The sequence below is a fragment of the Geobacillus thermodenitrificans subsp. thermodenitrificans DSM 465 genome (genome assembly GCF_000496575.1).
Classification (GTDB): domain Bacteria; phylum Bacillota; class Bacilli; order Bacillales; family Anoxybacillaceae; genus Geobacillus; species Geobacillus thermodenitrificans.
Window position 1 is genome coordinate 239,488 of sequence record NZ_AYKT01000002.1, and the last position, 14,846, is coordinate 254,333.

The following is a 14,846-nucleotide window of genomic DNA, read 5'->3' on the forward strand; positions in this document are numbered from 1 at the left end:
CGTGCGAAGTTATGAACGGTCGAAAGCGGCTTATGAAGAAGCAGTGACATTAATGCCAGGTGGGGTAAACAGCCCGGTTCGCGCCTTCAAATCGGTCGGGATGACGCCGATTTTTATGGCGCGCGGCCAAGGTGCGAAAATTTACGATATTGACGGCAACGAATATATCGATTATGTGTTGTCATGGGGACCGCTCATTTTAGGGCATGCCGATCCACAAGTTGTTGAAGCGTTAAAACGGGTAGCCGAACAAGGGACGAGCTTCGGCGCTCCGACGTTGCTTGAGAACGAGTTGGCCAAACTCGTGATCGAGCGGGTGCCTTCCGTCGAGATCGTACGAATGGTCAACTCCGGAACGGAAGCAACGATGAGCGCCCTCCGTTTGGCGCGTGGCTACACGAAGCGCAACAAAATCATCAAGTTTGAAGGCAGCTACCATGGTCATGGTGATTCGTTGCTTATTAAAGCTGGCTCCGGTGTGGCGACGCTCGGCTTACCGGATAGTCCAGGCGTACCGCAATCAGTCGCTCAGCATACCATCACCGTTCCGTACAATGATTTGGACAGCGTGCGCTATGCATTTGAGCGGTTTGGTGAAGACATTGCGGCGGTGATTGTCGAGCCGGTAGCCGGCAATATGGGCGTTGTTCCGCCAGTCCCTGGCTTTTTGGAAGGGCTGCGCGACGTGACAAAACAATACGGCGCTCTATTGATTTTTGACGAGGTGATGACCGGATTCCGTGTCGATTACCATTGTGCACAAGGGTATTACGGCGTTGAACCGGATTTGACGTGCCTCGGCAAAGTGATCGGCGGCGGCCTGCCGGTTGGAGCGTATGGCGGTAAAGCAGAAATTATGGAGCAAGTTGCACCGAGCGGGCCGGTGTATCAGGCCGGTACGTTGTCCGGCAACCCGCTTGCCATGACAGCCGGTTATGAAACGCTTCGCCAACTGACACCGGAAACGTATAAAGAGTTTCGTCGGAAGGCAGCGCGCCTTGAAGAAGGGCTGCATCAAGCTGCCGAAAAATATGAGATTCCGCATACCATCAACCGCGCTGGATCGATGATTGGCTTTTTCTTTACGAACGAGCCGGTCATCAATTACGAGACGGCAAAAACGTCGGATTTGGAACTGTTTGCCGCCTATTACCGGGAGATGGCGAACGAAGGCATTTTCTTGCCGCCGTCACAATTTGAAGGGCTGTTTTTGTCGACTGCTCATAGCGATGAAGACATTGAATATACGATCGCCGCTGCCGAGCGGGTATTTGCTCGTCTGCGCGGCTAAATCCATCGGGCTGCTGTATGGGCAGCCCGATTTTTTTATCATACCGCCTCTTTTCCGTTCATACAATGGATAATGTCATAGAAACTATTTGTCGAGGGGACGGAAGGAGGAAGCCCGGTTGGAGCAATCGTATTTGCGTTTTTCATTGGAAGAATCAGTCTGGTTTAAAAGCGGACAGGAAGTCGCCGAGTTTTTGTCCATCTCTCTTGATCCGGTCATTTCCGTCGACGAGTACGACCAATATATTACGATTCGCGGCGCGCTCGAGTTAAGCGGAGAATTCCGTCAAGCGGACGAATCGCCGCAGAGGGACGTGGATGATGATACGTTTGAATCGGCAAGCTATCGATTCATTCAACACATTTCGGTGCGTGAAGACGGCATTAGCGAACTGTTGCACCGTTTTCCAATTGATATTACGATTCCGAAAAACCGTATTCGCGAACTTGACGATGTATACGTGACAGTCGAATCATTCGACTATGATTTAGGTGACAACGGAAGGCTGCTTGTGACTGCAGACATTTCGATCAGCGGGATTAGTGAGGCGCCGCTCGTCGATGACTTACCGGATGATGACGAAGATGAGGAGCCGCTGTTTACCCCATTTGAGTCAATCGCCCGCAAAGAGGCAACCGACGATGAAGCATTCGCATCGGAAGATCGCCCCGCTAATGAGGTGAACGAACAGCCTATTGCTGCAGTCAGTGAAACGCCGTCTTCCGAGCTTGAACTGGCGGCTGTGCGCCATGAAGAAACGCCGTCTGATCAAAAAGAGGACGTAAAAGAGCCATTTTTGCCAATTGAGACGGAAACGAAAGCTGTCAGTGCGGAAGCAGAAGAGGAACTTGATAATCTGTCGCCGCCAACGGAGGCGAAAGTATCGATTGGCGCAGCCAAAAAAGCGATGGATGAAGAGGACGAGGAAGAACAACAAACGGAAGTGAAAAGTGAAAACGCCCTTTACTTAACGAAGCTGTTTGCCAAAAGTGGAGCGGAAGAGTTTACAACCGTCAAAATTTGCATCGTCCAACAAGGAGATTCGTTGGACAAGATTGCTGAACGGTATGATGTGACGATCTCCCAGCTTTTGCGCGCCAACGATTTGGAAAGCGCGGAGGACGTGCATGAAGGGCAGCTGTTATATATTCCGGCCTTGGCGGGAAGCCGTCCTTTCTCGTGAAAGGAACGCTTTCCGTTTCTTTTGCCGGTGAGGGGGCGTAACAATGGCCATATGGTCTGAAACGTACCGCGCCGTACTTCATCAGTATGGGCTTCAACCACAGCGCATCGAACAGCGGGGCAAAGCGGCGAAAGTGTACACTGATCGCGGTATTTTTGCCTTAAAAATGCTCGACGGCGAGCAGGAGGCGGCCGCCATTTGGCAGTCGCTTCACTATTATGGCCGCCATTGCCCTCCGGTTTATTGGACGAGGCATCGGTCGCTGTTTGCGGCGGAGGGGGGCCGCCTTTATTATTTACACGCATGGCAGGATGGAGAAGCGAGAGCAAGGGAGGAAACAGTGCGTGCCTTTTTTCACGGACTGTCTCGTCTCCATCGCGCTACCGTTCGCACCGTCGAAGTGAGCGAGGAAGAGGTCGCCGCTTATCGAAAACAAAAAAAAGAGGAATGGCAGCGGGAGCGGACGGTTTGGGAAGAGCGGATCGAGCAGTATGAAACTGCCTGGTACATGTCACCGTTTCAGCTGCAGTGCTGTACGTATTTTCATGAGGTGATGCGCGCTTATTTGTTTGCTGAGGACCAGCTGACCGCTTGGGAGGAGGCACTCCAAGAAACGAAACAATGGCGAGTTGCTTGGGTGCACGGAAAAGCGCGTCTTTCTCATTACGTAGCACCGTATTGGATCAGCTGGGAGCGAGCGCACTGGAATTCGCCAGTATATGATTTGATCGCTGCACTTCGCGTTCATGTCCAAACGCTTCCGCCGCTTGGACAGGAGTGGATGAGGGGGATGGATGAATACGAAAAGGAACTCCCATTATCCGCCGGGGAACGGGCATTTTTATACAGCCATTTAGCCGAACCGCGCGGGTTTGTCCGCTGCCTTGAACAATATGAAGCTGCGCCGAGAAAGGAACGGAACGAGCGGAAATATGTTGCCGCCTTGCAGCGCTGCTATTTTGCCTTCAAAAACATGGAAGCGATTGTGATGCATCTTGTCCAACGCGACGCTGCGCGGCAGCAAGAAGAGGCGATCAAGCATGAAGAGCCAGAACAAGGGGACGACAGCGGTTAAATCCATTCCAAATGGAGCGCCACAGCAATCAAAACAAAGATGGCTAATAAAATGACATCGAACGTCGTTGGCAAAAAAATGGTGCGAATGGCTTGAAAAATAGTGAGCGGAATGATCACTTGGGCGCAGACGGCGCGCACTTGCCTCAGCCACGGCGGCCATGAATATGGGTTAAATCGCCGCATCGGCACTTCCCTCCTTCTCCGGTTTACTATACAATATGAAAAGGTCCATTATTTGTCACCTAACTGGGGCAATTGGAATAAATAAATAAAAACTTGGCAAAGATGATGGACAATGGTAGTATAATAATCGAATAATGATGAAAAAAGCGAAGACGGGGAGGAGTACAACAGTTCGCTCCTGCAGAGAGGGAAATCATAAGCTGCGAGATTTCCTAGGATGTCGACTGTTGGAAGGTCGCCCTTGAGCTGCTTCGTTGAAAGGCGAAACCGCTGAGTAGGGGAAGCCGGCTTGATGCCGTTATGCTAATGAAGTGCTTAAGCCTCTAGGAGACGGGTGATTGAAAGGAGAATGTCGTTGAAAGACGCAAGTCGAGAAACCTTGCGGCCGCTCCTGATGGAATATTGCCCGATGCTCGGAAAATGGCACCTTTTCACCGTTCTTCTAGGCTTAAGAAAAAAGGTGGTACCGCGAAAGCAGCTCCTTTCGTCCTTTTTGGATGAAAGGGGCTTTTTTGCTTGCCTATCGGACGGTTGATCCTGTAGGCAACACAGCCATTGTTTATCACATGAAGGAGGGAATAAAAGTGGCACAGCATGAAGTGTCGATGCCGCCAAAATACGATCACCGCGCTGTTGAAGCGGGGCGCTATGACTGGTGGCTGAAAGGCAAGTTTTTTGAAACGACCGGCGATCCGGACAAACAACCGTTTACGATCGTTATCCCACCGCCGAACGTCACAGGCAAACTGCATTTGGGCCATGCGTGGGATACGACGCTGCAAGACATCATTACGCGCATGAAGCGGATGCAAGGGTATGATGTCCTATGGCTTCCGGGTATGGACCATGCCGGCATCGCCACCCAGGCGAAAGTGGAAGAAAAATTGCGCCAACAAGGACTGTCCCGCTACGATTTAGGACGGGAAAAATTTTTGGAAGAAACGTGGAAATGGAAAGAAGAATATGCCGGCCATATCCGCAGCCAATGGGCAAAATTAGGGCTCGGCCTCGATTACACGCGCGAGCGGTTTACGCTTGATGAAGGGCTGTCAAAAGCCGTACGCGAAGTGTTCGTCTCGCTTTACCGGAAAGGGCTCATTTACCGCGGTGAATACATTATCAACTGGGATCCGGCGACCAAAACCGCCTTGTCCGACATCGAGGTCATTTACAAGGAAGTGAAAGGTGCGCTTTATCATTTGCGCTATCCGCTCGCTGACGGCTCGGGCTACATTGAAGTAGCGACAACCCGTCCAGAAACGATGCTCGGTGACACGGCCGTCGCGGTTCATCCGGATGACGAGCGGTATAAACACTTGATCGGCAAGATGGTGAAATTGCCAATCGTTGGCCGGGAAATTCCGATCATCGCTGATGAGTATGTCGATATGGAATTCGGTTCCGGCGCGGTAAAAATTACACCGGCACACGATCCGAACGACTTTGAAGTTGGCAACCGCCACAACTTGCCGCGCATTCTCGTCATGAACGAAGACGGTACAATGAACGAAAACGCATTGCAATATCAAGGGCTTGACCGGTTTGAATGCCGGAAGCAAATCGTCCGTGATTTACAAGAGCAAGGCGTCCTCTTTAAAATTGAGGAACACGTCCACTCGGTCGGGCACAGTGAACGGAGCGGCGCCGTTGTTGAACCGTATTTGTCGACACAATGGTTCGTAAAAATGAAGCCGCTCGCGGAAGCTGCCATCAAGATGCAGCAAACAGAAGGAAAAGTGCAATTTGTGCCGGAGCGGTTTGAAAAAACGTACTTGCACTGGCTTGAGAACATTCGCGACTGGTGCATTTCGCGTCAGCTTTGGTGGGGGCACCGCATTCCGGCGTGGTACCATAAAGAAACGGGTGAAATTTACGTCGACCACGAGCCGCCGGCAGACATTGAAAATTGGGAGCAAGACCCGGATGTGCTTGATACATGGTTCAGCTCGGCACTCTGGCCGTTCTCCACAATGGGGTGGCCGGATACGGAAGCGCCGGACTACAAGCGCTATTACCCGACCGATGTGCTTGTCACCGGCTATGACATCATTTTCTTCTGGGTGTCGCGCATGATTTTCCAAGGGCTTGAGTTCACTGGGAAGAGACCGTTTAAAGATGTGTTGATCCACGGCCTCGTCCGCGACGCTCAAGGAAGAAAAATGAGCAAGTCGCTCGGCAACGGTGTCGACCCGATGGATGTCATTGACCAATACGGCGCCGATGCGCTCCGCTACTTCCTAGCGACCGGTAGCTCGCCAGGACAAGATTTGCGCTTTAGCACGGAAAAAGTTGAGGCGACGTGGAATTTTGCTAACAAAATTTGGAACGCTTCACGTTTCGCCTTAATGAACATGGGCGGCATGACATATGAGGAGCTCGATTTGAGCGGCGAAAAAACGGTCGCCGACCATTGGATTTTAACGCGCTTAAATGAAACGATCGACACGGTGACGAAGCTCGCCGACAAATACGAGTTTGGTGAAGTCGGTCGCACGTTGTACAACTTTATTTGGGACGATTTGTGCGACTGGTACATTGAAATGGCGAAGCTGCCGCTTTACGGCGATGATGAGACAGCGAAAAAGACGACGCGTTCAGTTTTAGCGTATGTGCTTGACAATACGATGCGCTTGTTGCATCCATTCATGCCGTTCATTACCGAGGAAATTTGGCAAAACTTGCCGCATGACGGCGAATCGATTACCGTTGCCTCGTGGCCGCAAGTGCGTCCGGAGCTGTCAAACGAAGAAGCGGCGGAAGAAATGCGGATGCTCGTTGACATTATCCGCGCGGTCCGAAACGTTCGTGCCGAAGTCAATACGCCGCCGAGCAAACCGATTGCGCTCTACATTAAGACAAAAGACGAACAAGTGCGCGCAGCGCTTATGAAAAACCGCGCTTATCTCGAACGGTTCTGCAATCCGAGCGAATTGATCATTGACACGGATGTTCCGGCGCCAGAAAAAGCGATGACTGCTGTCGTCACAGGGGCAGAGCTCATTTTGCCGCTTGAAGGACTCATCAATATCGAAGAAGAAATCAAGCGGCTTGAGAAAGAGCTCGACAAATGGAACAAAGAAGTCGAGCGTGTCGAAAAGAAACTGGCGAACGAAGGCTTTTTGGCAAAAGCGCCGGCTCATGTCGTCGAGGAAGAGCGGCGCAAGCGGCAAGATTACATCGAAAAACGCGAAGCAGTGAAAGCGCGTCTTGCCGAGTTGAAACGGTAGACAAACAATTCTTTTGTTGATTATGATGAAGACGAATCCGCTATCATGCGGGTTCGTCTTTTTCGCTAGCGAAACACCTAGTCAATCGCTAATTTCTTATATCCATCTTCTCGAGGGAGGAGTCATCAGCATGATCCGGACATATGAAGAAGCCGTCACTTGGATTCATGAGCGGCTACGTCTTGGCATGAAGCCGGGGTTGGCCCGGATGGAATGGATGATGGAAAAGCTCGGCCATCCGGAACGCCGCGTCCGTGCTGTCCATATCGGCGGAACGAACGGCAAAGGGTCGACAGTGGCGTATTTGCGTTCGATTTTGCAGGCGGCCGGTTATTCGGTCGGTACGTTCACCTCACCGTACGTTGAGCAATTTAACGAACGGATCAGCATCAACGGCGAACCGATTCGCGATGAAGAAATCGTTGAGCTTGTGCAAGTCATTCAACCGCTCTCGGACGAACTCGAACGAACAGAACTTGGTGGACCGACCGAATTTGAAGTGATCACCGCTATGATGCTCTATTACTTCGGCAAAAAACGGATTCAAGATATTGTACTTATTGAAGTCGGGCTTGGCGGACGATTGGACTCGACGAATGTGATTTATCCGCTCGTTTCCGTCATTACGAACGTCAGCTACGACCATATGAACATTTTAGGCGATACGCTCGCGCAAATTGCGGCCGAAAAAGCAGGAATCATCAAATCGGGGGTTCCGCTTGTGACAGCGGTGAATGAGCCGGAAGCACGGGAGGTCATCGCTAAGACGGCGGCGGAGCGGAAAGCGAAAACATACTGGCTTGGCGTTGATTTTTCCGTTTCCCACCAGCAAACGACCGCTGAAGGGGAGCAATTTTCCATCACAACGCCGTTTGCTGAGTATCGTGACTTACGCATTCACATGCCGGGAGCCCACCAAATTGAAAACGCGGCGACGGCCGTCATGGCGGCTGAATTGCTTCGGCTGAACTATTCGTTTTTGATTGAACCGGAGCACATTCACGACGGACTCGCTATGGCTGCTTGGCCGGGCCGGTTTGAGCGGGTGAGCGATGATCCGCTTGTCATTATCGACGGCGCCCATAACGAAGCCGGTATTCGCGCTCTTGTTGACACGGTGCGCACCCATTACTCGGACAAGCGGGTGCATGTGTTGTTTGCTGCGTTGGCCGACAAGCCGCTTGAACGAATGATCCGTCTGCTTGACGAGCTGGCTGAGACAATTACGTTTACGACGTTTGATTTTCCACGCGCCGCAGCGGCTGATGCACTTGCCGCCCTTTCTTCCCATCCAAAGAAAGCGGTCACGGACGATTGGACCGGCTGGATCCGTGAGAAGAAAAAACAAATAGGGGATGATGAGCTGCTGCTTGTCACCGGATCGCTTTATTTTCTATCGGAAGTGCGGAAACTTTTAAAAACCGATGCCAATTGATGAAAAGAATTGATATAATGAAAGAAAAATAGTTCTTTTGGCACGGGAGGGGAGGCGCGTGCGGCGACGAAGATGGCTGTTATGGGGGATGTTGTTCTGGCTGATGGCAAGTATATGGCCGAACACCGCAGATGTCGTTTATGCCGACCCAAAAAAGGGAGCGATCACTTCCGTTTCCGAGAAGAAAATTGAAGGATGGGCGACCGCTCCGGGAGAAGGTGATGGAAAAGGCAACAGCATTCGCTTTTTTGAGGTTCGCATTCAGCTGAAAGGACAAAACGGCACTGCTGTCAGCTACCGGACGGAAGCGGTGGAAGTAGAGCCGGATCGGAACGGCGAGAAAAAGTATACATTTTCGCTCGATATGCGCGGCAAATGGCCATCGGCTCCGGGAACAACGGCCACTTATGAAATCGTTGTCGATGCTTACCGGGTGTTAGGAAACGGACAAGAAGAGGTGTATTTTTCATTTCCGGAGCCGCCTTATGAATATACGAGGCAAACGGAGACGAGCACGGCGAAATTGGATTTTTCCCTCTCATTTTCACAGCCAGAATACGCCAAGCCGCCAGACGGCGATGCCCAAGGACGACTCGATGTGACGCTCATCCCGCAAGGTGGGGTTCCGGCGCCTGTTCGCCCGCCGATCGATGTCGTGTTTGTGATGGACGTGTCAGGCTCCATGACGACGATGAAGCTGCAAAGCGCCAAATCCGCTTTGCAGGCAGCGGTGAATTATTTCAAAACCAATTATCATCCAAATGATCGGTTTGCTCTGATTCCGTTTTCTGATGACGTGAAGGCAACAAGTGTTGTTCCGTTCGGATCGAAATCAAATGTTATCAGTCAATTAGACGCCATACTTGATGAAGGAAACCGTTTGACGGCCAACGGCGGGACGAACTACTCGGCTGCCTTGTCGTTGGCTCAGTCGTATTTTAACGATCCAGAGCGGAAAAAGTACATTATCTTTTTGACTGATGGAATGCCGACTGTGCTAAACACAACGAGTTCGATTACACATAAGGAAATTAAGAAAGGTTTTAAAGATGATGGTGAAAAAATCACCGCTTCCCTACCGCTCATATATGGATTGTACAGCGACGGAAAAATGACGAGCATCAGCTTTACCGATAAGGACGGTTATGACCGGCTATTTTACAACAATCATATCGATTATGTGAATGGGTGGCTGTTTTCCAACGATAACGGCTATTCGTTCACTTATGCCTGGGGTGAAGGGAAGGCTTACGGTGATGCCGTCAATGTGGCAAAAACGCTTGTCATGAACAACATCACGCTGTATTCGATCGGTTTTGGCAACAATCACGAGGTCGATATGGACTATTTGCGAGCACTGTCGACGACAGCAGGAGGGGAAGTGCGGCAAGGAACACCGCAAAACTTGACTGAGCTGTTTCAACGGTTTTCACAAATGCCCACCGATCCGACTTTAACGGGAACGGTTCGTATTCCGCTTGCTTCCTTTGGAGGCAATGTGACCATTACAGAAAACGGCCAAGTATGGCTAGATGAAGACAAACAAAACGCGTATATTTCGTTTTCGATTCCGTATGAAGTCGGGAAGCCAGCGCCGGCGCCGATTACGATTCCGGTTTCCGTCTCCTTTAAGCAAAAAGGGACATATACGTTTACGGCCGAACTAACGTACCGTGATGTATACGGGCAGTTGCAGCCGGCAGTGACCAAAACTGCGACGGTCATAGTGAAAGATGCATACGTGCCGCTCGAACGGATGGAGTTTCCCCGGGTGCTGTACATGGAAGTTGGCGAACGGCTTGAAGTAATGCCGCAGCTTCGCTTCATTCCAGACAATGCGACCGATCAAACGCTTCGCTCCGTTGAATCGTCCGCACCGGAGTATGTCGAGGTTGTCCGTGAAAACGGCGAGTGGGTTTTGGTTGCCAACGATGTCGGTTATGCGACGGTGACGGCGACTGCTAATGCGAAAACGAGCGATCATCAGCCGATTCGGGCGAGCGTGACGGTGATTGTTCGCGAACCGGAAGATCACGGTGATAACGACGGGCGAAACCGATGGTAATCGACATCAACACAACTAAGCTTGTTGACGAGATCAAATGATATCGACAAATTAGTGGAGGTTTTTCCGTAAAAAAGGGCGGCCAGATCGACCTAGCCGCCTTTTTCTTTATTCTACTTTCAACCGGTCTACAACGAGGGACAACCGTTTGACAAACGGAAGACCTTCCCCGCGGTCGATCAGCACTTGCGGGTCGTGACGGATGACGAGACGCGACTGGCCGATGTCGTCATCCGGAGCTGGAATGAACGACAATCCGTTTTCCGCCCGGCCGCGATAAGCGTTGACGACAAGGCCGGATATGTCAGCATCCGGTGCGTGTTTGGATGCATCGCCGCGTGCGAACAAGCCGCCTTGAATATGAATGTACGAGCCAACCGCATAGACTGTGGCATTGCTGCTCGTGTAAAAATAGCCTTTTAAGTTCGGCTGCCGCGGAAACGAATTATGAAACTCATTAATGCGCGCCAGCTCAAGCGGACCGTCGGATAACAGGACAAGCTCTTTTCCGTCCCAATCGCTAATGTCAGCGTCATAAATGAGCGTGCGCCCGGTGACATATACAGAGGCGTCAAACGCGACATTTCCTTGAATCGTTAAATCACCGAGCACGATCAAATTGCCGCGCACTTTTGTCGGCGTCTGTGCCGTATTGCCTAAAAACAAATCGCCGTTGACGATGAGCCAATGTTTCTTTAGGTCAATTTCCCCATGATCAACAAAAAACGAGGAAACTTCTGGATGATAAAGCAGGACAGACTGATGCCACGAACCGTCGAGCAGTGGCTCAATGTCATCCACCAACGTTAGGCGGTCTTCGAGCATCGAAAGCATGTCTGGAATGCCCTTATCAATCCATTGTTCGTATTCATCGCTAAACGTTTCGATACCTGCCGCATTAAGCAGCTTATCTTTCACCGTCCAGTTAAAATCAACGTCAATAAAATCGTCTGTTTCTTTTTGTACGGTCGCTCCCTCTAAACCAAAGGAAAAGTGAATTGACTGTCGAAGAAACGTTCCTGACGCCCTTTGATAGCAGTCAGCTCCGCTTTTGCAAGAGAACATCTCTCCTTGAACAAGCCAGGCATTGTCGGCCGAAAGGGAAGGAAAAGAAGTCGGTTCGGTCCGGCGTTGTGAATGGTCGATATAGTTGGCGGCGTTCGTGACATAGGCATCGTTGCCCGCATACACATGTCCGTCGATATATGCGCCGCCGTTGACAGCCAAGTCCTCCGCCGAGCCGAGGGCGTATTTTAAAAAACTTGGCGTGTTGGAGATAATGACGCGCCGCGTGACCGTTTTGCTCCCATGCGGCTTCGAAATATAGAAAACGCGGGTAAACAGCTTTTGCCGGTCGATCCCTTCTTCCTCAGTCGCATCGTGGATAGTGACTCCATATCGCTGTTCAAATGCGGACAGCCAACGGCTTAAATCATCGTCAAAGCGCACCGGCGTAGAAAGGACAAAATCCGGCTTGGCGATGGTCGCTTTTAAGGAGGCGACCGTTTCGTCGATGGCGTTGGCGGCTTCGTGAAACGATTCGATATCTTCGACGCGCACGTCAGTAAATCGCGCCTGTTGAGCGGCAACCGCTAAAATCGTTAAGCCGAGCAAAAAGAAGATGGTGATGACAAGCATCGTTGTCACTAAACTGTAGCCGGCCTCGTTTAGACGCAGGCGGTTCATCGAGCTTCCCCCCCCTTAAAAGCCGAACTCCGTTTTTAATGTAAACGGTTGTACATACAGCCAGCTATCCGGATCGGCGTGTTTGCGGTCTTGCACGGTGAGCTTCATCGTGACCACACCGCTGCGGCAAATATGCGCTTCCCCCTTTTTTTCTTCGCGCAGGCAACGGAGCGAAAGTGTGGAATCGGCGGCCAGCGACAGGCGTGATGAGGAAATGGCTTCCCCATTGATCGCAAGCGCCCCGTCTTCAATCGAAATCGTCAGTGCGGCACCGTCCTTTTTTTGTTCAGCAACAAATCCAGACAAGGTGTCAATCCATTGTTGTCGGTCCTCAATGAAGGTTAACGTCTGTTCATTGCTTACGCTTAGATCAACGCCATCGGGAGCGAGTTCGTACAGCTTGTTCATCATCATGGCGACGGCATAGTCCGCCTCACTGCGCAGTTCGTTCTCGATGCCGATCCGTTGATAGGCGCGAATGCCGGTCAGAAAGACGGTATAAATGGCGCCGATGATGAGCAGCGAAATGGAGACGGCAGCAAGCAGCTCAACAAGCGTCATCCCAGCTTGGGCTTTAGCGGATCGTCTCATCAGTGATTACTCCTTCCACCCACTCCGCCTCTTCGGACCGATCGCCCCAGCGGACGATCACATACATTTTCAACGCATACTGTTCCAAGCCAAGTTCAGACTGCCGCACTTTTTCCGCTTCTTCGCTGATCCGTTCGCGCAGTGAACGTGGGAACTCCTCAGGAGGGGATGAGGTGAGTTGTTCCCAGAGTGTTCGTTCATACGGAATGAGAAAAACAGCGACCCGCCCGTTATCGTAAATGACATTATTGATCATCGGGGAGAATTGGGCTCGGCATACGTCCGGCTCAGGGAAAATGGCCGCATGTTCACAATCGACCCCCGTCAGTTTTACAAATGGCGTTTGTTCGTTGGTCGATTGGCGGACATGTTGTTCGAGCGCAGAGAAGTTCAATTTTCCCATATATACAGCGACGCCGCGGGCGATATTGATCGCGACCGTGCGCCCTTGGTTGTAGGACGTATATGTCATCGCGTTCGTAAAAAAGTAGAACAAGCCGATCACCACGCCTGATAATAGGGTAATGGCGAGCAGTGTTTCGATGAGGGTGAATCCCTCTTTTTGATAAAATGTACGAAAATTGTACCAATACATTCGTCACAACCTTCTTTCAAAATATGTAATTTTATTATACAATAAGTTAAAATTACTATGTAGATTTTTAGGATAATAGGGTGATAAGTCATACATTTGTAATCGTTGCGCCGGGAAGGAACGGATGGGCATGTGGAAAGAGGCGGTTATTTATCTTGCGGCATTCATACTGGCTCTTTTGGCGATTTGGTTGTTGCCGCTTGGGTTCAGTCGAGCCGGGGGTGCAGTAGTTGTCGCAGTTGCGTTTCTCATCGCGGTATTAGCTCGACTGGCCGAATCGGTCGTGCCGCTTTGGCAAATCGTGCTGTTGCTCGGGCTCTTGCTGGCTGCGGTTTCGTATTTATTCGACCGCCGGTTTGGCACGGTCCTCTATCGGTCGGTAACGGAAAAGGAAGAAGATGACGAGACGAATGATGCTCGGATAGAAAAAACGGTGCGCTTGATGAAGCCGATAGACCATAACGACAAAGAAGCGGATCAGCGTGAGGCAAATGACTTGAACGACGGACGCCAGCAAACAGCGTTCAGGCAGGAACACGGACATGTCGCTCCTGAGGTTGCTTTGCCAAATGCAGCGGTGCGCCTTCATGACGGTTTGGAAGCGGACGAACCCGCTTCAGACGGGCTTGAACCAGCGCTGAAAGATTCGGCTTCAGCGTTGAACGAACCGACGACCGCTGTCGATGAGCCGAGGCTGTCTTCAGATGAATCGATGTTAAGGTTAGATGACCTAGGGACAGCTTTAGGTGAGCTAGGGGCAGCGGTCAAACATGCTGAGGACTTCGAACGGGAAAAAGAGCGTACGGAACGTTCTGCCGCGCTGCTGTCGGAATTGGCAAGCCATGCGGAACAACGTGTGCCTTTCTCTTTGGAGTCCATTGCCTTGGGGGAAGATCGCAGGGCGGTTGAGCGTGAAGAAGAGCGCTCCGCCTTTTCGCCTGCCTTGCTTCCGATGCAGGTGGACGATGAGGAGCAACCTTCCGATTCCGCTTTTGAGTCGGTCATTGCAGCTGATGAGCCGGCACGCCCCTCGCATGACTGGCTCGATGAGCTGCCGGTCGCTATGACGCCAGATATCGAAGCAGCGGCGTTGCAGGCGGAAGCAGCCGCTGGCTCCCTAGCGAATGATCACGATGACTGCGATTTGTTGCAGGCAATCGATCGGAGTGACGCCGCTTCCCTGTTGACTTTTTTTGAAGCAGATAACGACTATGGCGATGAAAGCGAGCTCATTTCCGAGCAGGAAGCGTTGCTTGAGTGGACGTCTGTGAAAGATGCGCCGCCGGACATAACACAAGTTTCGCTGTCGGAAGTGGGTAGCGTTACTGAGCAAATAGGGGAAACGGATGAGGAAAACGCACTGTTTGAGCAACAAGGAGAGCGACAAACAAAGCAGAACCGACAAGCTGGGGTCGGATACTGCGAGCTCGAGGAAGATAGGCGAACCGGCAGGAAGAGAGGGAGCGAATAACCTGAAGAGCAATAGGAAGAAGACAGACGGCTGAACCGGAAA

General features: G+C 51.3%; 11 protein-coding genes and 1 other annotated feature. Of the genes, 7 read left to right on the forward strand and 4 right to left on the reverse strand.

The features are described from left to right. Position 1 precedes the first annotated feature (1 nt). From hemL to ysxE, 3 genes are all read left to right on the forward strand, one after another. On the forward strand, positions 2-1,291 hold the full coding sequence (hemL, locus tag DSM465_RS0103585; protein ID WP_008881100.1) for a glutamate-1-semialdehyde 2,1-aminomutase: 1,290 nt from the start codon (positions 2-4) through the stop codon (positions 1,289-1,291). 118 nt (positions 1,292-1,409) lie between these two features. Further along, entirely contained in the window at positions 1,410-2,474 is a 1,065-nt protein-coding gene (gene spoVID / locus DSM465_RS0103590; RefSeq protein WP_008881099.1) for a stage VI sporulation protein D, read from the forward strand. 43 nt (positions 2,475-2,517) lie between these two features. Further along, positions 2,518-3,549, forward strand: a complete 1,032-nt coding sequence (gene ysxE / locus DSM465_RS0103595; RefSeq protein ID WP_029760645.1) for a spore coat protein YsxE — start codon at positions 2,518-2,520, stop codon at positions 3,547-3,549. Here ysxE and DSM465_RS0103600 read toward each other — a convergent pair. Continuing rightward, a complete protein-coding gene (locus DSM465_RS0103600; RefSeq protein ID WP_008881097.1) occupies positions 3,546-3,734 on the reverse strand; it encodes a hypothetical protein in 189 nt (62 codons plus the stop codon). The two genes, ysxE and DSM465_RS0103600, sit on opposite strands and share 4 nt — an antisense overlap. A gap of 140 nt (positions 3,735-3,874) precedes the next feature. Then, positions 3,875-4,229, forward strand: a binding site (T-box leader). Between the two features lie 71 nt (positions 4,230-4,300). On the opposite strand from DSM465_RS0103600, the gene DSM465_RS0103605 reads away from it, so the two are divergent. The 3 genes from DSM465_RS0103605 (at position 4,301) to DSM465_RS0103615 (ending at position 10,461) form a co-directional block, all read left to right on the forward strand. After that, the gene (locus tag DSM465_RS0103605) at positions 4,301-6,961 is read left to right on the forward strand and encodes a valine--tRNA ligase (protein ID WP_216367141.1); all 2,661 of its coding nucleotides are present in this window, start codon (positions 4,301-4,303) and stop codon (positions 6,959-6,961) included. 130 nt (positions 6,962-7,091) lie between these two features. Then, positions 7,092-8,396, forward strand: a complete 1,305-nt coding sequence (locus tag DSM465_RS0103610; RefSeq protein ID WP_029760646.1) for a bifunctional folylpolyglutamate synthase/dihydrofolate synthase — start codon at positions 7,092-7,094, stop codon at positions 8,394-8,396. 88 nt (positions 8,397-8,484) lie between these two features. After that, positions 8,485-10,461, forward strand: coding sequence for a vWA domain-containing protein (locus DSM465_RS0103615; RefSeq protein ID WP_029760647.1), 1,977 nt, complete (start codon positions 8,485-8,487; stop codon positions 10,459-10,461). Between the two features lie 108 nt (positions 10,462-10,569). On the opposite strand, the gene DSM465_RS0103620 is transcribed toward DSM465_RS0103615, so the two are convergent. Genes DSM465_RS0103620 through DSM465_RS0103630 form a run of 3 tightly spaced genes read right to left on the reverse strand, consistent with a single transcriptional unit; the run spans position 10,570 to position 13,333 of the window. Next, complete coding sequence (locus DSM465_RS0103620) at positions 10,570-12,147, reverse strand: hypothetical protein (RefSeq protein WP_008881093.1); 1,578 nt, start codon at positions 12,145-12,147, stop codon at positions 10,570-10,572. Between the two features lie 15 nt (positions 12,148-12,162). Further along, positions 12,163-12,738: a PilW family protein gene (locus DSM465_RS0103625; protein ID WP_008881092.1), complete on the reverse strand. Its 576-nt coding sequence runs from the start codon at positions 12,736-12,738 to the stop codon at positions 12,163-12,165. Then, positions 12,722-13,333: a type IV pilus modification PilV family protein gene (locus DSM465_RS0103630; RefSeq protein ID WP_008881091.1), complete on the reverse strand. Its 612-nt coding sequence runs from the start codon at positions 13,331-13,333 to the stop codon at positions 12,722-12,724. The genes DSM465_RS0103625 and DSM465_RS0103630 overlap by 17 nt, the downstream gene beginning before the upstream one ends. A gap of 124 nt (positions 13,334-13,457) precedes the next feature. Between DSM465_RS0103630 and DSM465_RS0103635 the strand changes: the two genes are divergently transcribed. Continuing rightward, positions 13,458-14,804, forward strand: a complete 1,347-nt coding sequence (locus tag DSM465_RS0103635) for a hypothetical protein (RefSeq protein ID WP_011887916.1) — start codon at positions 13,458-13,460, stop codon at positions 14,802-14,804. Positions 14,805-14,846: the final 42 nt, after the last annotated feature.